The following is an 18,338-nucleotide window of genomic DNA, read 5'->3' as shown; positions in this document are numbered from 1 at the left end:
CCGCTCTCGATTGCCTATATGATTCCTGAACGGCGCTTATCGCATGCCACAAAAGATAAAAAGTCACAGAACTTCCTATCCAGTAGGCTTGGCGCGCTGGCCCGGCCGTCCGAGTCGGACCTACATAGGATTCATAGCGTAAGCGCTGTTCCTATGCCACAGCTTTGAGTTCTTTCTGTAGGCCCACGGCAGCAACTGATCGATATCGCGGTTGGGGTGACCATTGACGATGCGTGAGGACGTCGGTCAGATACGCGAGCGGGTCGATGTCATTCAATTTGCAGGTCTCGATCAGGGACGCGACGGTGGCCCAATGCTCGGCGCCTCCGTTAGAACCCGCAAACAATGCGTTCTTCCGGCTAAGCGCGATCGGGCGGATGGAGCGCTCGACGGTGTTGTTGTCGAGTTCGATGCGGCCGTCATCGATGAAGCGCGTCAGGCCCTCCCAGTGCGACAGGGCGTAGCGGATGGCGATCGGTGCCGGACCAGATACGGCGAGCTCATAGAAGCCAGGCCGAACGTGAGACCAGCAGAATGCCCTTGAAGCCCTTCAGATGGGTAATTGGCCGTTCAGATTTGCGATCGGGTGCGTAGATGTAAACGGCGCCCGATGGATCTCCAGATTGCCCGTCACTTGCGCCACCTAAGGAACCTCTGAGCAACGTCACTTTTTCTGAAGTAGTCGCAACAGGTTTGCGTTGGCGGTGAAGGATCCTTTGTTTACACCTGCCGCGGGCGGCATTCGCCCGGCGACTTTGTCAAGCGGACGCAAGTGTCCTGCGGGCAAGGAATAGGTTTGCGAGCGCGAGCATGGGAGGTCGCCCCCCCCCGGCTCAGGGCGGCAATATTGGGCAGACCGAAACACATGCAGTGAGCGTCTGCGTCAACACCGACCCGCTCCGCCATTCACTATGCGTCGCGGTCCGATCGGTTTGCAACGCGGTTGCGGATGAAGGGCTCACCGGCACGCTGCGTTGCAAATCGCTCTTATCCCGGAAACGGCCGCACGTGAGAACGGCTCAAGGATGCGACCTTATCGACGCCCAGATGCAGCATGGTGTTGACGAGTTCGCGATTTGGTCAAGTGTTTCCCGACGCCAACCCGCTCAGGCGCACCGAAATGCGCCGGAACCGGTTCGTGATCATGATCATGCGTCGTGAGACACCTACCATTCCAGCTTCTCCATCTTGCGCACGACGACGTGGGTGTCACGCGTTAAGATACCAGTCGGACCCCAGTAGTTCCAGCCGTATGTGAACTGGGCATAGCCACCAGCCAAAAACAGCGGGTTGATGCGAATACGCGTCAGACTGTTGTGGCCACCGCCACGCCACTTACGCTCCTGCGATTTCGGAATGTACACCGTACGCTCGACCGCGTGATAGTACATGCAGGTGCCAGGCTGAATTCGGCGACTCACGTTGGCGCGGGTGACGACCACACCGTTGTCGTTATAGACCTCGACCCAGTCGTTATCCTCGATACCGACCTTCTCCGCGTCTCTGTCATTGATCCACACCGGATCCATGCCGCGAGACAACATCAACATGCGGTGGTTATCTTTATAGGTCGAGTGAATGCCCCACTTGCCGTGCGGCGTGATGTAGTTCAGCACCAACGAATGCTCATCAACCCGGCTCTTCACAATATCGCCGGTCTTGCGCGGGTTGAGCCGCGGCTTGTAGGTCGGGATGTGCTCGCCGAAGTCGAGGTACCACTGGTGGTCGAGGTACAGCGACTGCCGGCCGGTCAGCGTCCGCCAAGGCACCAGGCGCTCGACGTTCATGCACCAGGCTGAATAAGCACGCCCGTCGTTCACCATGCCCGTCCAGCAGGGGCTCGTAATGATCCGTCTCGGTTGACGCGTAAGGTCATAGAACGTCGCCGCAACGTTTCGGTTGGGCTCCGCAAGATCGACGAGCGGGAGGCCGACGTGATGCTCTTCCTGATGGAAGGCCTGATAGCAAGCCTCGCCGTTCGCTTCCGGAGCACACGTCAGCACCGTGTTGCACGCGTCGAGCACGTCCTCGAGGCTCGGGTAACGCTTGCCGCCCCACTCCACACACCGCATATGCTTCGGATCCGGCATCGGCATGATGGGATTTTCGAGCATCCGGTCGTACTGCTTCTTGATCGGAACATTCACCCCGACCGCAGAGACGCCATCCTCCCGCGCCTTCGGCCCGAACGAAATGAATTTGTTGTACAAATTCGCGTAGTCACGCTCGACCACGCGCACGTGCGGGAACGACTTGCCCGGCACCGCCTTGCACTCGCCCAAGGTCCAGTCGAGAATCTCCGGCTGTGCCATTTCGTCGGGGGTATCGTGCATGAGCGGCTGAAGGATCACATCGCGCACCGGCTTGGAGAACGCCAGCGGAGCCAGCTCGCTGACCTTCTTGGCGAGCAGCTTGAAGATCTCCCAGTCCGTCTTGGACTCCCACACCGGCGGAACCGCCTGTCCCAGCACGTGCAGGAACGAGTGCAGATCTGTCGTGTTGAGGTCGTTCTTTTCGTACCAGAACGCCGTCGGCAGTACGATGTCGGAGTAGAGCCCCGTCGTGTTCATCCGGAAGTTGATGTCGATCACCAGGTCGTACTTTCCGCGCGGCGCTGTCTCGTGATACTTAACCGTCGTCGACTTACCTCTTGCACGCTCCTCTGCGATCACGTTGTCATGCGTACCAAGGTAATGGCGCAGGAAGAACTCATGTCCCTTGGCGCTCGACTGCATCGCGTTGCCGCGCCAGATAAACCATATCCGCGGCCAGTTCTCCTCGGCATCGGGATCTTCGATCGCAAGATCCAACTTCTTGCTCGCGACCTGATCGACAACGTAAGCCTCGATCTCCTGAGCACTCTTCGCACCGGCACGCTCCGCTTCAGCCACGACCTCGATCGGGTTGCGGTGGAAATTCGGCGTAAACGGCATCCAGCCACAACGGACCGCTTTCGCCTCGAGGTCGATCGCATGCCCCTTGGCCCATTTCGGATTTGGCGCCGTCAGGCCGTACTCGGTAAACTCCGCCTCGTAGCGCCACTGACAGCTATGGGCGTAATGCCAGGTCGACGACTGCACGACCCGCGGCGGCTTGGACCAGTCGAGAGCCAGAGCAATCGAGGCCCATGGCGCAACGGGCGCAAGCTTTTCCTGACCCACGTAGTGGTTGATGCCGCCGCCATTGACGCCGCAACAGCCGCACAGGATCAAAGCAACCGTAGCCGACCGGTAACAAAGGTTGTTGTAGTACCAATGGTTGGCGCTGGCGCCCACGATCACCATGGATTTGCCGTTGGTGAGTTCTGCGGTGGTCGCAAACTCACGCGCAAACCTGATCGCCGTCTCGCGACCGATACCGGTGTGGCGCTCCTGCCATGCTGGCGTATAGGGCGCATTCTCGTCGTCATAGCTGGTCGCAAACGAACCCTCGAGACCGCGGCTGTGACCGAACTGGGACATCATGATGTCGAAGCCGGTCGTGCACAGGATCTCGCCCTTGTCTGTTGCGATCCGTTTCACCGGCACGCCGCGCGAGACGACGCGACCGTTCGCGAAATCGTCGAACCCAACCTGCACCACGTCATCGGATCGATCGATAAAGCTCAGCACCGGATCGAGTGGACTATTGTCCAGGGTATCCTCGCCGGACAGGTTCCATTTGCCGTGCACAGAACCCCAGCGATCACCGACCTGACCCTTCGGCGCTCGCAGTTCACCGCTGTTGGCGTCAAGCAACAGCATCTTCCAGTCGCCGTTCTCGACATCCTTGTAGCGCGGAACGCGGTTGGAACGCAGCAAGCGACCCGTCTTGTAGGTGTTCCCGTTGGGCTCCAGCTCCACCAGGAACGGAAGGTCGGTGTAACGCTTGATGTAGTCGACGAAGTACGGAACCTGACGATCGATGTAGTATTCCTTGAGGATGACGTGGTTCGCCGCCATCCACAACGCCGTGTCCTGTCCCGCCTGGATCGGAATCCACTCGTCGCAGTATTTGGCGACCTGGCTGAAGTCCGGCGAGAGAACCACAAACTTGGTTCCCTCGGTGCGCGCTTCCGAGATGAAGTGCACGTCGGGGGTACGGGTCATGTTCAAGTTCGACGCCATCGAAACGATGAACTTGCTGTTGTACCAGTCCGCGCTTTCGCACACGTCGGTCTGGTCGCCCCAGATTTCCGGGAACGAGGTCGGCAGATCGGCGTACCAGTCGTAGAAGCTCATTAACCCGCCGCCGAAGAGCGACAGAAAGCGTGTGCCGGCCGCAAACGACAGCATCGACATCGCCGGAATCGGCGAGAAGCCCATCACCCGGTCCGGTCCATGCTTGCGCGCGGTGTGCAAGCTGGCAGCAGCAATCAGCTCGACCAACTCTTCCCACTTGGCGCGGCGGAAGCCGCCCTTGCCGCGTGCCTTCTGAATGCGCTGCCGCTTTTGCTCGTCTCCGATCAGCGCACCCCAAGCCTGCACCGGATCGGCGTGCGACGCCTTCGCTTCCTTCCACATGTCGAACAGCGGACCGCGGACGTATGGATACTTCACCCTGATTGGGCTGTAGACATACCACGAGGCAGAGATGCCACGCTGGCAGCCACGCGGCTCGTAGGGCGGCAGACTGCGCTCAAGAAGCGGGTAGTCGGTCTGCTGCATCTCCCAGGTGATGATCCCGTCCTTGACGTAGATCGCCCAGGAGCAGCCACCGGTGCAGTTGACGCCATGCGTGCTGCGGAAAACGTTATCGTGGGACCAGCGGTTGCGGTAGAACTCTTCCCACTTGCGCTCTCGGGGATTAACTAGGTCAAGTATCCAGCTCATCAGCGTCTCCTGTTTTTCGTCCGGCCGCGAGGCCTGTCGTCACTTACATTTTGTCACTCACATTCTTCTCGTCTAACCGCTATATCGATACTGCCCATCGCGCCTTTCCTTCTCCAAAGAATTACCCTTCGCCGGGAGATGCTATTCCTCCCGTCGTTTGTCGTGCGCAGGGTTAGGCGGCGAGAGTCTGCTTGCTCACTTGCAGGCAAACAAATCCACCAACCTGGGTTTGAGGTAAACGCTCCCACCGCGATCAATACCGCAGTAGGAGTCGTCAGCCTTGCGGGCGGTTTGGGGGGACTTCTTCCCAGATGATTTGCTAGCATAGACTAGAGTTTTTGATTTCTGCAACGCTGCAATCCATGCGCGATGGGACGATCTCCTCTGCGCTAATCGCGATGGTCGACCGATTGCGCAACGTTGACCAAGCGCGAACCGATGATGCCGATGTCGATTGCGCACAGCAAAAGCACTCCATCGTCTGTGCAATTCGGCCATCGTCTTCTTCGAGAATAAGCGCTTGTTATTGACCCTGGCTCCGCGCAATGCGCAAAATTGGAATAGGGAATTGGAGTCTCCCTTTAACCGTCGACGGAACTGATGACTCCTGCTGACTGAAAGCGCGGCAAGCGTCCGGTGTGATAACCAGATGACTAAGTTAACAGCCGCGCATTGTGGTGAGCGGGAGGTCGCGTGGCTCCCTTTGTAAAGGTTTCCCAAACAGACCATTTGTCGTTGAGGTCATCCGTTCGCGTAGGGACCGCCGCCGGTCTTCGTCATTTGTCCCGTCTGCCATCACGACATCGTCAGAGCGAGAACAGGTACATTGGTGCTCATCCGACATGGGGAAAGTAGATTCAACAAATAGGATCGCTTTACAAATAAGCAGCACTGCATCGGTTGGGCGTGCGCGTGGCAATCCCTTCCTTGCTCGCGAGATGCCGGACTTGGGCCCGCGCGTTGATCCACGGTGGATTGTCGGCATTGCCCTGACCCGCTCGAATCCGCTACCGACCAAGCGAATCGTGTCGTGTGACGGCGATATTCGGGCCACCGTGCGAGCGCTCATTATTGCTAATGAATTTTGGAGTCGGAATTGAGGGAGCTGTCTGCGACCACTTCCAAAGGCCTTGCACGTGGGCGGGTAAAAGGACCCCTTAAACCAGAGGTGCAGACGATGGCCGATGTAGCGTACTACATCGCCGTCCCGTCGTGATGAGCAACCGAACGACGCACTCTGACTAATGATTTTCCATGCCGGGTGTTTTGTGTCGATAGCTTCGAAATTTTTTGAGACCGTTAAGCGCTTCCGCTATCCTTGGCTTTTCTTGAACATCCGACGTGAACGTTCAACCGGCTATTGGCTCCCCTGTCGTTGCGGTTCAATAGTGTTGAGGTATTCTGAGCGATATGCGCCTGCACTCAGCGTTTCTGATCCACGTACTGTGCAAGGGGTAAAGAATGATCGATCGCGCGGGAATAAATCAACTGAAGTGCCCGAAGTGCGGCGAGTCATTCCCGTGAGCGAAACAATCCGCTGACTAACTGCTAAGCTCTGTTTTGAAGCGTCCAACCAAGCGTTCCCCGTCCCACAATTCCACGTTACGGGCGCCGACTATCTTCTTTGCAGCTTCGATTGCCTGAGCGTCATCTGCGCTCGCTATGAGCGTGTCGCTCTGGATGTGGCCTTTGTCGTTGAGGATGTATACTCGATAATCGGTCACGCTATCCTATCTCCAGATTTCTCTATCTCCGGCGCCTACGGCAGAGCCGAGCCGGTGATTAGCTAGACATGGCATCATTTACAGCAATCACAACCCAAGATGATAGTCTTGCTGTTGTTCTAAAGGAAAAGGCGCTCCGAACAGGGCGCGTTTTCCTTTGTGGGACGTTCTGCGCCGCCACCAGCGCTCGATACTGGACGAAGCCCGCATCAAGGAGTTCCATAAACCAAGAGATCGGCTCTAGCGTCTTCTACAAAGAAAGCTGTGTACTTTTCTATAGGCATTATGAAGCCGTGTTAGAATGCGGGTGGCCAATTCGATTCTTCGGTTTTGGAATTGTGCGGCGAGCATAATGTTGCAGTTGCGCTCTTGAGTATCTCCACTCCGCCGTACGCCTCCACAACTGAGGAGCGTCGCCATGTGGCTCTTAAAGCACCAACCCCGTATCCAGAAGACCTGCGACTTCTGCAATCAGTCCGCCTTCGGCCTCATGCGCCGGCACCACGAGGGCAAGACATTCTGCTCCCCGTTCTGCGAGGCGTCATTCGCCAACTGTCGGATGATAGAGGAGCCGAAGTTCATTCCCGACCCGTATGGCGACTTCATCGCCGCGCTCAGATACCCCTAGGGATACCATGCCAGCAATTGAACACTCGCTGGATGCAAGAACCTTGTCGGCACCCTTCGTCCCCGGCAAGCCCACTAAGCCCCTCTTACTTGAGGGGCCTCCTTTTGCTAAACAGCCGACAGGCCGGCGTAGCACAGCGGTAGTGCAGTGGTTTTGTAAACCAAAGGTCGGGAGTTCGATCCTCTCCGCCGGCACCACCATCGAGATGCCTAAGGGATGCCTAATAAGAGAAACTATTGTTTATAACCAATAACTTAGGTGTTTACAACCGCGGTTTTGTAAACCAAAGGTCGGGAGTTCGATCCTCTCCGCCGACACCATCCTTCCAGCGCAAGGCCCTACGCACCCAAATCAGTTGCGCTGCCGTGAGCTCTTGAAAGAGGTCCGTAGCCGGATCGAGGTCGCGCTCGCCGAGGGACTGCGCGATCACGTCCGCGCGGCGCCGCCGGATTTCTTCGCGTGGCCGATCGTCGATCTGCTGCTCGCCATGGGCTGTGGCGGATCGGCTGCAGATGCCGGGCGCGCACTCGGCCGCAGCAGCGATGATGGCGTTGACGGCGTAATCGATCAGGACGCGCTGGGGCTTGGATCGGGCCTCCATTCAGGCTAAACGCTATGGGCTAGGCAACAGCGTCGGCCCTGGCGCAATCCGCGATTTCCTCGGCAATCTCAATCGGCACACAAGGCCGCCAAAAGGCTTGTTCGTCACCACATCGGCCTCACCGCGAGCACTCGCGAAAGGGCCATGGCCGCCAGCCTTTCGGCGCAGGTGTTCGAATGATCCGCTCCCACCCACGCCCGCCGATCATGAACCCCGCATCACCACAGGCTTCCCGCAATGAACAGCATAGACGAAAAGCTCCAGCCCATCCTCGCCTCTGTTATCCGCCGCAACGCGGGCGAGGCGGAATTCCACCAGGCCGTCCAGGGCGTGCTGGAGAGCCTCGGCCGCGTGGTGGCCAAGCACCCGCATTACCTCGACCAGGCGCTGATCGAGCGCATCTGCGAACCCGAACGGCAGATTATCTTCCGCATCCCCTGGGTGGACGATGCCGGCCATGTGCAAATCAACCGTGGCTTTCGCGTGCAGTTCAATTCCGCGCTCGGCCCCTACAAGGGCGGCATGCGCTTTCACCCTTCGGTGAATGTCGGCATCATCAAGTTCCTGGGCTTTGCACAGACCTTCAAGAACGCGCTGACCGGCCTCCCCATCGGCGGCGGCAAGGGCGGAACCGATTTCGATCCCAAGGGCCGGTCGGAGGGCGAGATCATGCGCTTCTGCCAGTCGCTCATGACCGAATTGTACCGCCACCTCGGCGAATACACCGATGTGCCCGCCGGCGACGTCGGCGTGGGCGGGCGCGAGATCGGCTATATGTTCGGCCAGTTCAAGCGCCTGACCAACCGGTATGAGGCCGGCGTCTTCACCGGCAAGGCGCTGGCCTATGGCGGCTCGCGCGCGCGGACGGAGGCGACCGGATACGGCAACACCTATTTCGTGCGGGCGATGCTGGAAACCAGAGGCAGCGGCTTCGACGGCAGAAAGGTGGTCGTTTCCGGTTCGGGCAATGTGGCAATCTACACGATCGAAAAGGTGCAGTCCTTCGGCGGCAAGGTTATCGCCTGCTCCGATTCCAGCGGCTATGTCGTCGATGAAAGCGGTGTTGACCTCGCACTAATCAAGGAAATCAAGGACGTGCGGCGCGGGCGTATTGAGGAATATGCCAAGGCCAGGGGCGCGGGCGCGCACTTCGTTCCCGCCGGCAAAGGCTCCGTTTGGGATGTGCCCTGCGATGTCGCCATGCCTTCGGCCACCCAAAACGAGCTTTCCGGCAAGGATGCAGCCACGCTGGTGAAGAACGGCGTGATCGCGGTGGGCGAAGGCGCGAACATGCCATCGACCCCCGAAGCGATCAGGCTGTTCCAGGAGGCGCGCGTGCTGTTCGCTCCCGGCAAGGCGGCCAACGCCGGCGGAGTCGCCACGTCGGCGCTGGAAATGCAGCAGAACGCCAGCCGCGACAGCTGGACCTTCGAACAGACCGAGGAGCGTCTCGCCACGATCATGCGCAACATCCACGATACCTGCGCCGCTACCGCCGACGAATATGGGGCGCCGGGCAACTATGTGCTGGGCGCGAACATTGCGGGTTTCGTGCGCGTGGCGGAGGCGATGCAAATGCTGGGCGTGATCTGACCGGTGCCGTGCAAACAGCGGGCCGGCGACAGGGCAGCACCTCCCTCGCCGAGCCTGTTGCATGCCGTCAGAATACCGACGCCATCAGCCGCCGCACACGTAAATCGGGTACGGCAAGCGTCGCCGGCGACCCGCCGGGCGTCAGTCGCGCGATAAGCACAGCCCCGCGAGAAGCGGCGCGTATGCGGCGAGCCTGCGGGATACGAACTCAGTGAAGAGCCGCACGCGCTTCGTCTTGTGCGTTTCCCCCTGCGTAAGAAGCCAGAGCGTTCCATGCATGTGCAGGTCGGTGCCCGGCACCCTCGCCAGGAGTGGGTCGGCATCTCCGACGAAGCACGGCAGTATCGTCATCCCGAGCCCTTGCCGTACTGCAACGATCTGCGCCTCGCCGTCCGTGGTCCTGAACGGAACCCCCGTGGTACGAACCTCACCCTCGCGGGCCCAGTCCGGGATGCCATGAATGCTTATGACGATCCACCGGATGGGATCCGGCGCACCTGCACGCCACGCGGCTAGTCGATCGCGGGACATGTAGACGCCGCCGAACAGCTCCGGTCCCTTCAGGCCGTGAAGATTGAGCGGCAGGGTTTTGCGGTCGTAAACGACGCGGATCGCGACGTCGGCCTCTCGGTTGGTCAGATTTGCCAACTCGCCGGACGACAAGATTTCCATCTCGATGTCCGGATGCAGACGCGCAAACTCAGCGAAGTCGGGCATGAGCAGGTGTGTCGCGAGGGGCGGCGCCAGTGTCACCCGAAGAAGCCCGCGCACGCCCCGGTCGCGACCGAAGACGCGCGTCTCCAGCTGGTGCGACGAAGCTTCCATCTGGTTCGCGAGATCGAGGACCTCCTCGCCCGCAGCCGTCAGGCGGTAGCCCGAAGGCAGCTTTTCGAACATGTGCGCTCCGAGGCGTTCCTCGAGCTGAGCGATGCGTCGCAGCACTGTGGTGTGGTTCACCCCGAGGCGCTCGGCGGCAGCCCGCACCGAGCCTCCGCGCGCGACGGCAAGAAAGTAGCGAACGTCATCCCAGTCGATCATGGTGCAATCCCGCACCGCGGTGCGCCTTTCCGAAGCCCGTATCTAGCACATCGAGCAGCAGTACGGGCGGTCTATCATAGCTTATGTCAACGAGCGCGGCCCAATTCCGAACGGCGGACACCGATCGTCGCGGATGGCGTCAGTCGTCCATCCGGATCGATTTCGCACCACCGATGTGCGCGCTTGCGCACTCAACAACTGACGCCGGCGGCCCCATTTCGAGGTTCTCAGGGCAGATGCTGTCCCGAACCACGAAAGGAGAAGTCATGGGAAAGCTTGAGGGTAAGGTTGCAGTCGTCACGGGTGGCTCGAGCGGCATGGCGCTGGCAAGCGCCCAGCGGTTCGTTGAAGAAGGCGCCTATGTTTTCATCACGGGCCGGAAGCAGGAGGCGCTCGATGAGGCCGTCAGGCTGATTGGCCGGAACGTGACCGGCGTGCGCGGCGACGCTTCCAATCTCGACGACCTCGACCGCCTGTTCGATACGGTCAAGCGGGCAAAGGGCAAGATCGACGTCCTGTACGCGAGCGCCGGCACGGGCGAAGCCGCCCCACTGGGCGGGATTACCGAGCAGCACTTCGATACGGCCTTCAACCTGAATGCACGCGGCACGCTGTTTGCGGTTCAGAAGGCGTTGCCGCTGTTCAACGATGGCGGATCGATCTTCATGACCGGGTCCGTTGCTTCGGTGAAAGGTTTTCCTGGTTTCAGCGTGTATGCGGCGAGCAAGGCGGCGTTGCACGCATTCGCACGCGGGTGGCTCAACGAACTGAAAGGCCGGAATATCCGGGTGAACGTGCTGAGCCCCGGGCCGATCGCCACACCGATGCAGGACCAGGTTCTCACCGAGGAGGCGAAGCGGATGTTCGAATCCGTGATCCCGCGGGGAAGGATGGGGCGTCCTGAGGAAATTGCAGCGGTCGCGCTGTTTCTTGCTTCAGACGATTCGAGCTTCGTGAATGGGGTGGAGTTGTCTGTCGATGGCGGCCTCTCGGCCATCTGAATTCGCGCCGGATCGCGGGAAGCGGCTGATCGGCGGGTACTGGCATGTCCGTGGTTGAAGGACTTCCGCGCTGAACGGTCGACCAGGCCGCGCGGAAGTCGTTCACGACGGGACGTCTACACAACAAGACGGATTACCCAGCGCCGTTGAAGGCCGGGGAAATCAATACCAACACGGATAGGAGAAGCATCATGAGCTACGCGATTGTAGGATTCGGCAAGATAGGCCAGGCCCTCGCCCACGCCTTCGCCCGTAAAAACATCGACGTGACCGTCGCGAGCCGCCGGCCGCCCGAGGCGTTGGCGCCGCAGGCTCGGGCGATTGGCCCCACGGTCGTCGCCAAGTTGCTGCGGGAAGCACTCGAGGCCGACACGATTATCTTGGCGGTCCCGTTCTGGGAGCACCGCGAGGTTGCGAAGGCTCTGCCGAACTGGGAAGGCAAGACAGTCATCGACGCGATGAACGCGTTTCCAGTGCCTGAAGAACTGGACGGTCTTCCGTCCTCCGCCTTCGTCGCGAAGGCGTTCACCGGCGCCAAGCTCGTCAAAGGGTTCAATCACCTGATTGCAGCCACCCTGGCTGCCGATCCGATCGTCGAGGGCGGGCACCGGGTCGTCTTTCTGTCGAGCGACGACGAGGACGCGACCGCTCCCGTGGCGGCCTTGGCCAAACAACTCGGGTTCGCACCCGTCAAGCTGGGAAAGCTCAACGAGGGTGGCACGCTGGTGCACGCACGCGGCCGCACCTGGGGCCAGCTCATCTTCCAGGATCTGTTCAAGAAGGAGCAGTAATCGATCTACGACCGCGTGATTTGGCCCGAAAAGCACGATCCCAAACCGTCGGCCATCTATGTGCTCAATGACGTCGACGTGAAGGCACCCGCTTAAGCGGCGTGACGCCCGATGGAGCGGCGGACTACGGGTCCGCTTAGCATCTATCGACTGCTATCCATGGCCCAGGATTCGCCCGAGTGTCCTCCTGCTATCTGATACTACTCCGTGGCACCCCCCGTCATTCCCACTCGATTGTGCCGGGCGGCTTTGACGTCACGTCGTAGACCACGCGGTTGACGCCTTTGACCTCGTTGATGATGCGTGTCGCGGTCGCGCCCAAAAACGCCATGTCGAAGGCATAGAAGTCGGCGGTCATGCCGTCGGTCGAGGTCACCGCGCGCAGGCCGACCACATAATCGTAGGTGCGGCTGTCGCCCATCACGCCGACCGTCTTGACCGGCAGCAGCACTGCGAACGCCTGCCAGATTTTGTCGTACAGCCCGGCCTTGCGAATCTGGTCGATATACACGGCGTCAGCCTCGCGCAGGATGTCGAGCTTTTCGCGGGTGATCTCGCCGGGGCAACGGATCGCAAGGCCCGGCCCCGGAAACGGATGGCGGCCGACGAAAATCTCCGGCAACCCGAGTTCGCGCCCCAATGCACGGACCTCGTCCTTGAACAGTTCGCGCAGCGGCTCCACCAGTTTCATGTTCATGCGATCAGGCAGGCCGCCGACATTGTGGTGCGACTTGATCGTCACCGACGGGCCGCCGGTAAACGATACGCTCTCGATCACATCAGGATAGAGCGTGCCCTGCGCCAAAAATTCCGCCGATCCTTTTCCCAAGGCTGCGATCTTTTTGGCTTCCGCCTCGAACACGTCGATGAACAGACGCCCGATGGTCTTGCGCTTCGCTTCCGGGTCGGTAACGCCGGCAAGCTCGCCCAGGAATTGCTTCGACGCATCAACGTGGACCAGCGGGATATTGTAGTGATGACGGAACAGCTCCACCACCGTCTTGCCCTCGTCCTTGCGCAGCATGCCGTGATCAACGAATACGCAAGTGAGCTGATCGCCGATCGCCTCGTGGATCAGGATCGCCGCCACAGACGAATCGACACCGCCGGACAGGCCGCAGATCACCCGTCCCTGGCCGACCTGAGCGCGGATTTTCTCGATCGCCTCTTCGCGGAACGCGCGCATGGTCCAGTCGCCGGTCAGTCCCGCGACCTTGCGGACGAAATTGCGAATGAGTTTCGCGCCGTCGGGCGTATGCACCACCTCGGGGTGGAACTGCATCGCATAGAACTTGCGCTTGTCGTCCGCGATCACCGCGATCGGCGAGCCCTGCGCTTTCGCCACCGCCCGGAAGCCATCGGGCAGTTTGGTGACGCGGTCGCCGTGGCTCATCCAGACGTCGTAGTGACCGCCCTTCTCCCAGACGCCGTCGAACAGCGCGCAGGTGTCGGTGACCTCGATGGCGGCGCGGCCGAATTCGCGATGATGCCCGGCCTCGACGGTGCCGCCGAGCTGCTGCGCCATGGTCTGCTCGCCGTAGCAGATGCCGAGCACGGGCACGCCCGCCTTGAGGATCGACATCGGCGCCGTCGGCGCATTCTCGTCGAGAACCGAGGCAGGCCCACCCGACAGGACCACCGCCTTCGGCTTCATCTCAAGAAAGGCCGCTTCCGCCTTCTGGAACGGGACGATTTCGGAATAGACCCCCTCCTCGCGCACGCGCCGGGCGATCAGTTGGGTGACCTGGGAGCCGAAGTCGACGATGAGAATCTTGTCGTGCGCCGAGGCCACATGGGCGGACGGACCGGGCGATGAAGCGGAGGTTTTGCTGGAGGCTGTCATGGCAAGGAATTACGCGAGCGGCACCGGCGTCGCAACCCTGAAGGACCGTCATTGCGAGCGAAGCGAAGCAATCCAGAGAAAAACGGCAGACTGGATTGCTTCGTCGCTGCCGGGACGACGCTCCGCGTCGCCCGTACGCTCCTCGCAATGACGGTGGCTAATCCAAAATCTCAGGCTTTCTTTTGCAAGACGCTGACGAAAAACCCGTCCGTTCCCGTCCGGCGCGGTGTCATCAGCAAGCCTTCGTCCGACCGGTACGTCGCCGCGAGAAAATTGTCCGTCTTGTCCCACAGCACGGACGCGGTCTGCGCCGGCGGGGTCACGGTGAAATCTGAGTGGCGGCCGATAAACTTACGGACTTGCTCGCTATTTTCCGGCGGCAACACCGAGCAGGTGATGTAGGCGATGCGTCCGCCGGGTTTCACCAAAGCGGCTGCACGATCAAGCGCTTCGATCTGGTCTTTCAACCGTACTTCGAGTGCACCCGGGCGCATCCGCCATTTGGCGTCGGGATTGCGCCGCCATGTGCCGGTTCCGGTGCAGGGCGCGTCGATCAGCACGAGATCGGCCGACGCCCTGATATCGGACAATGGATCGTCCGCGCCCTTCGGGGTCCGGACATCGGCATTGTGCACGCCGGCGCGCGACAGCCGCTCGTGGATCGGGGCAAGCTGGCGCTTGTCGCGATCGGTTGCAATGAGGCGCCCCCGACCCTGCATCATGGCTGCCAGCGCCAGGGTCTTGCCGCCCGCGCCTGCGCAGAGGTCGATCACTTGCTCGCCGGGTTTTGCTCCGGACAGCATCGCCGCGAGTTGCGAGCCCTCGTCCTGCACCTCGATGCCGCCTTTGATGAAGTCCTCCTCGGCATGGACGCCGGGATTACGGGCATCGGCGCCAAGCTGGATGCGCAAGCCGAGCGGCGACCACGGCGTCGCCGTCGCGCCGAGATGGCGCAACGCGCCAAGCACCTTCTCAGGCTTCGCCTTCAGCGTATTGACGCGCAGGTCGAGCGGCGCGCGGCTCGCCATTGCCGCGGCCTCGACGGCGCGGTCGTCACCGAACACGTCCGCCAGATATCCGTCCAGCCATTCCGGATAGTCTCCGGCGATATGCGCGGGCGCGTCCATGACGGTGCGCGAGGCCAGCGCCGCGCGTTCACCCTCGGAGAGCGGTGCGGGCGCGAAGCGGCTGCCGTCGCACAGCGCCGCGATGGCATCGGCACCCAGCCCTCGCTCGATCCTGAGCATTCCGAGCAGGCGCGAACGCGGCGCCGCATCGTCCATGATCCAGGCGCTGGACGCCTGACGGCGCAGCACATCGTAGACCAGCCCGGAGATCGCGGCGCGGTCGCCCGAGCCGGCGAACCGATGCGCGGTGCCCCATTCCTTCAGCGCCTTCGCCGCCGGCACCCGCTGGCCGTCGATGGTTTCGATCACTTCGATTGCGGCGGAGAGCCGCGCGGCCGGTGTCATGGCAAACTTTCGATTGGAGCGAGGGCGCTCACACGAGCAAGATGCGCAGGGCGAAATAAATCCACATCGCCAGCAGCACCACCACTCCCGCGAACCAGACCATTCCACGCCGCGGGACGTTGTTCGATGTCACGAAGATGCCGGCATGGACGAACCGTGTGATGACGAATACCCACGACAGCAGCACGATGACAAGGTCGGCGTGACGCAGCGGCAACGCCAGCGCGATCAGGACATAAAACAGCACCGGCACTTCGAACTGGTTGCTGAAGCAGTTCGCGATCTGGGTGGCGCGCATCGACCAGTTCGGTTCGCGGAGTGCGATGTCCTCGAACCGGGTCTCGCCCGACCTCAAAGACCTCGTCCTTGCTACCGCCATCCCCATCAGCAACGCGAACGCCAGTCCGATCAGCACGAACACCGGCATCAGCACCGCTTGAACAGACATTTTTTAATCCCCGTTCCCTGCGCCGACGCAATCTGTCACGCCGCGATCCCGGCCAGAGCCTTGTCGAAGGCATCCGCTGCGCTTTCCAGATCCTTGAACGCGAGCCCGCTGTCGGCGGACTGCTTCTGGCCGTGATTGTCGCGAATGGCGTCGACCGGCTCGCCGCGCTCGAGCATCGCCTGCGGCGCGATCACAAAGAACATGTGCTCCGAAATGTCCTGATCCTTCGGCAGGAATACGCCGAGCGAGACGATGTCGTTGCCGCGCCGATAGGAGATGTAGCGATCGACGGCGACGAATCCCGCGCGCTGCAATCCGCCGAGCTTGGCCTGCCCGTCGCTGCCCACCAGCTTGTGCGCGCGAAAGCCCTTTACGCCGGCAGACTTCGCTTTCGCGGTCTCTTCCGACAGATCGTATTTTTCGGCCATCTGCTTGCCGACCTCGGCGAGACGAACCGACATATCGCGCTCGAAATCCTTCAGCTCGGTGCGCGGCTTCGCAGCCTTGCGCGGCTTCAACGCATTTCGCTTATCGAGTTCCGCATGGCATCGCACAACCAGCTCGTCGACCGATTTCCGCTCCGCATTGGCAAGCAAATTTTTCAGATCGGAATCCGAAAGCGCGGCAATTCTGTCATCCGTCCAATCGACCATGGTTCCATGTTCTCTTCTGAATAAAATTCGTGAGGTCATCTCGGAAACGAGGCAACCGCTCCAAAGCGCGGTTCCGGCGCGGAGGATCCGATACAACGCCGACAGTAATCCGTTTTCGCGCCGCTGTACGGCTCAATTTGGACGATTAGCCGCCGCCGGGATAGTTCGGGCTTTCACGCGTGATCGTGACATCGTGGACGTGGCTTTCACGCAAGCCCGCACCGGTGATGCGGACGAAACGCGCCTTATCGTGGAATTCGGCGATGGTGCGGGCGCCGACATATCCCATCGCCGCGCGCAAACCTCCGGCGAGCTGGTGCATGACGTTGCCGACCGGCCCCTTGTAGGGAACCTGCCCCTCGATCCCCTCGGGAACGAGTTTCAGCGTATCCTTGATGTCCTGCTGGAAATAGCGGTCAGCCGAGCCGCGCGACATCGCACCGACGGAACCCATGCCGCGATAGGCCTTGTAGGAGCGCCCCTGCCACAGATACACCTCGCCCGGCGTTTCGTCGGTGCCTGCAAGCAGCGAGCCGACCATAACGATGTCAGCACCGGCGGCGAGCGCCTTGGCGAGATCGCCGGAAAACTTGATGCCGCCATCGGCGATCACGGGCACGTCGGCCTTTCTCGCCGCATCGACCGCATCCATGATGGCGGTGAGCTGCGGCACCCCGACGCCTGCCACGATGCGGGTGGTGCAGATCGAACCCGGGCCGATGCCGACCTTGACGGCGTCGGCGCCGGAATCGATCAGCGCCTGCGCGCCTTCCGTGGTGGCGATGTTGCCGGCGATGACCTGCACCGCGTTCGACAGCCGCTTGATGCGATTGACCGCTTCGAGCACGCGGCTGGAATGGCCGTGCGCGGTATCCACGACGATCAGATCGACCCCGGCATCGATCAGTTGCTCGGTGCGCTCGAAACCGCCTTCGCCGACCGTGGTTGCCGCAGCAACGCGCAGCCGACCCTGCGCATCCTTGCAGGCCAGCGGATGCGCCACCGCCTTTTCCATGTCCTTGACCGTGATGAGACCGACGCAGCGATACTTGTCGTCGACGACCAGCAGTTTCTCGATGCGATGCTTGTGCAGCATCCTCTTGGCTTCTTCCTGGCTGACGCCCTCGCGCACCGTCACGAGATTTTCGTGCGTCATCAGTTCGGAAACTTTCTGCCGCGGGTCGGTCGCGAAGCGGACGTCGCGGTTGGTGAGAATACCGACGAGCTTGCCCGGCGAGGTCGCACTGCCGCCGTTCACCACCGGAATGCCGGAAAAGCCGTGGTCGTTCATCAGCGCCAGCGCGTCGGACAGCATCGCGTCGGGGCCGATGGTCAGCGGATTGACCACCATGCCGGACTCGAATTTCTTCACCTGCCGCACCTGCGCAGCCTGCCCCTCCGCATCGAAGTTGCGATGGATGACGCCGATACCGCCGGCCTGCGCCATCGCTATCGCCATCCGCGCCTCGGTGACGGTGTCCATGGCTGACGCCATGATCGGGATGTTGAGCGGAATGGCGCGGGTGACGCGGGAGCGGATATCGGCTTCGGAGGGCACGATGTCGGATGCGCCGGGCTTCAGCAGCACGTCATCGAACGTGTAGGCTTCCTTGAAATCCCGAAATCCGTTTGCACGCGCCATCGCCAACTCCAACTCCATTGGGCGGCACGGACGCCGCAAAACCCATCAGGATGGAATGGCCGGTCGGCGACACCTTGGCGTCGCCGTCGAATC

14 protein-coding genes, 1 tRNA gene, 1 pseudogene and 1 riboswitch are annotated in these 18,338 nt (G+C 61.2%); of the genes and pseudogenes, 7 read left to right on the top strand and 9 right to left on the bottom strand.

Translation table 11 applies throughout. The annotated features are described in order from the left end of the window. Positions 1-120 precede the first annotated feature (120 nt). From V4R08_RS02705 to V4R08_RS02695, 3 genes and pseudogenes are all read right to left on the bottom strand, one after another. Positions 121-617, bottom strand: a pseudogene (locus V4R08_RS02705) (IS66 family transposase); the annotation flags it as partial. Positions 618-1,166: 549 nt separating this feature from the next. Further along, the gene (locus V4R08_RS02700; RefSeq protein ID WP_335577924.1) at positions 1,167-4,811 is read right to left on the bottom strand and encodes a nitrate reductase subunit alpha; all 3,645 of its coding nucleotides are present in this window, start codon (positions 4,809-4,811) and stop codon (positions 1,167-1,169) included. 555 nt (positions 4,812-5,366) lie between these two features. Next, a riboswitch (Fluoride riboswitch) is annotated at positions 5,367-5,428 on the top strand. A 924-nt stretch (positions 5,429-6,352) separates the two neighbouring features. Next, positions 6,353-6,535: a hypothetical protein gene (locus V4R08_RS02695; RefSeq protein ID WP_335577923.1), complete on the bottom strand. Its 183-nt coding sequence runs from the start codon at positions 6,533-6,535 to the stop codon at positions 6,353-6,355. Between the two features lie 418 nt (positions 6,536-6,953). On the opposite strand from V4R08_RS02695, the gene V4R08_RS02690 reads away from it, so the two are divergent. The 5 genes from V4R08_RS02690 to gdhA all read left to right on the top strand — a co-directional run bounded on the left by V4R08_RS02690 (position 6,954) and on the right by gdhA (position 9,357). Beyond that, positions 6,954-7,163, top strand: a complete 210-nt coding sequence (locus tag V4R08_RS02690; RefSeq protein ID WP_335577922.1) for a hypothetical protein — start codon at positions 6,954-6,956, stop codon at positions 7,161-7,163. A 122-nt stretch (positions 7,164-7,285) separates the two neighbouring features. Continuing rightward, a tRNA-Thr gene (locus V4R08_RS02685) sits at positions 7,286-7,360 on the top strand. A gap of 176 nt (positions 7,361-7,536) precedes the next feature. Further along, on the top strand, positions 7,537-7,773 hold the full coding sequence (locus V4R08_RS02680) for a hypothetical protein (protein ID WP_335577921.1): 237 nt from the start codon (positions 7,537-7,539) through the stop codon (positions 7,771-7,773). Beyond that, positions 7,748-8,005, top strand: a complete 258-nt coding sequence (locus tag V4R08_RS02675; protein ID WP_335577920.1) for a restriction endonuclease — start codon at positions 7,748-7,750, stop codon at positions 8,003-8,005. The genes V4R08_RS02680 and V4R08_RS02675 overlap by 26 nt, the downstream gene beginning before the upstream one ends. Continuing rightward, complete coding sequence (gdhA, locus tag V4R08_RS02670; protein ID WP_335577919.1) at positions 8,002-9,357, top strand: NADP-specific glutamate dehydrogenase; 1,356 nt, start codon at positions 8,002-8,004, stop codon at positions 9,355-9,357. The genes V4R08_RS02675 and gdhA overlap by 4 nt, the downstream gene beginning before the upstream one ends. 141 nt (positions 9,358-9,498) lie before the next feature. Here gdhA and V4R08_RS02665 read toward each other — a convergent pair whose 3' ends face one another. Next, positions 9,499-10,395, bottom strand: coding sequence for a LysR family transcriptional regulator (locus V4R08_RS02665; RefSeq protein WP_335577918.1), 897 nt, complete (start codon positions 10,393-10,395; stop codon positions 9,499-9,501). 266 nt (positions 10,396-10,661) lie between these two features. On the opposite strand from V4R08_RS02665, the gene V4R08_RS02660 reads away from it, so the two are divergent. Further along, positions 10,662-11,396, top strand: a complete 735-nt coding sequence (locus V4R08_RS02660) for an SDR family NAD(P)-dependent oxidoreductase (protein ID WP_335580160.1) — start codon at positions 10,662-10,664, stop codon at positions 11,394-11,396. A 191-nt stretch (positions 11,397-11,587) separates the two neighbouring features. Continuing rightward, on the top strand, positions 11,588-12,187 hold the full coding sequence (locus V4R08_RS02655) for an NADPH-dependent F420 reductase (protein ID WP_335577917.1): 600 nt from the start codon (positions 11,588-11,590) through the stop codon (positions 12,185-12,187). Between the two features lie 220 nt (positions 12,188-12,407). Here V4R08_RS02655 and guaA read toward each other — a convergent pair whose 3' ends face one another. The 5 genes from guaA to guaB form a co-directional block, all read right to left on the bottom strand. After that, complete coding sequence (gene guaA / locus V4R08_RS02650; protein WP_335577916.1) at positions 12,408-14,030, bottom strand: glutamine-hydrolyzing GMP synthase; 1,623 nt, start codon at positions 14,028-14,030, stop codon at positions 12,408-12,410. Between the two features lie 170 nt (positions 14,031-14,200). After that, positions 14,201-15,502, bottom strand: coding sequence for an RsmB/NOP family class I SAM-dependent RNA methyltransferase (locus V4R08_RS02645; protein ID WP_335577915.1), 1,302 nt, complete (start codon positions 15,500-15,502; stop codon positions 14,201-14,203). A 28-nt stretch (positions 15,503-15,530) separates the two neighbouring features. Next, positions 15,531-15,950 (bottom strand): MAPEG family protein, encoded by a 420-nt coding sequence (locus tag V4R08_RS02640; protein WP_335577914.1) that lies wholly within the window; start codon positions 15,948-15,950, stop codon positions 15,531-15,533. A gap of 35 nt (positions 15,951-15,985) precedes the next feature. Next, the gene (locus V4R08_RS02635) at positions 15,986-16,603 is read right to left on the bottom strand and encodes a hypothetical protein (RefSeq protein WP_335577913.1); all 618 of its coding nucleotides are present in this window, start codon (positions 16,601-16,603) and stop codon (positions 15,986-15,988) included. 145 nt (positions 16,604-16,748) lie between these two features. Then, on the bottom strand, positions 16,749-18,245 hold the full coding sequence (gene guaB / locus V4R08_RS02630) for an IMP dehydrogenase (protein ID WP_335577912.1): 1,497 nt from the start codon (positions 18,243-18,245) through the stop codon (positions 16,749-16,751). Between the last annotated feature and the right edge of the window lie 93 nt (positions 18,246-18,338).

It is taken from the genome of Nitrobacter sp. NHB1 (genome assembly GCF_036964665.1).
GTDB lineage: Bacteria > Pseudomonadota > Alphaproteobacteria > Rhizobiales > Xanthobacteraceae > Nitrobacter.
The sequence above is the reverse complement of the archived record's forward strand: the minus strand, read 5'-3'. Positions and strand labels throughout refer to the sequence as shown.

Coding starts and splice junctions, on each gene's coding strand:
- V4R08_RS02700 (WP_335577924.1), bottom strand. CDS start 4,811: ATGAGCTGGATACTTGACCTAGTTAATCCCCGAGAGCGCAAGTGGGAA.
- V4R08_RS02690 (WP_335577922.1), top strand. CDS start 6,954: ATGTGGCTCTTAAAGCACCAACCCCGTATCCAGAAGACCTGCGACTTC.
- gdhA (WP_335577919.1), top strand. CDS start 8,002: ATGAACAGCATAGACGAAAAGCTCCAGCCCATCCTCGCCTCTGTTATC.
- V4R08_RS02665 (WP_335577918.1), bottom strand. CDS start 10,395: ATGATCGACTGGGATGACGTTCGCTACTTTCTTGCCGTCGCGCGCGGA.
- V4R08_RS02660 (WP_335580160.1), top strand. CDS start 10,662: ATGGGAAAGCTTGAGGGTAAGGTTGCAGTCGTCACGGGTGGCTCGAGC.
- V4R08_RS02655 (WP_335577917.1), top strand. CDS start 11,588: ATGAGCTACGCGATTGTAGGATTCGGCAAGATAGGCCAGGCCCTCGCC.
- guaA (WP_335577916.1), bottom strand. CDS start 14,030: ATGACAGCCTCCAGCAAAACCTCCGCTTCATCGCCCGGTCCGTCCGCC.
- V4R08_RS02645 (WP_335577915.1), bottom strand. CDS start 15,502: ATGACACCGGCCGCGCGGCTCTCCGCCGCAATCGAAGTGATCGAAACC.
- V4R08_RS02640 (WP_335577914.1), bottom strand. CDS start 15,950: ATGTCTGTTCAAGCGGTGCTGATGCCGGTGTTCGTGCTGATCGGACTG.
- V4R08_RS02635 (WP_335577913.1), bottom strand. CDS start 16,603: ATGGTCGATTGGACGGATGACAGAATTGCCGCGCTTTCGGATTCCGAT.
- guaB (WP_335577912.1), bottom strand. CDS start 18,245: ATGGCGCGTGCAAACGGATTTCGGGATTTCAAGGAAGCCTACACGTTC.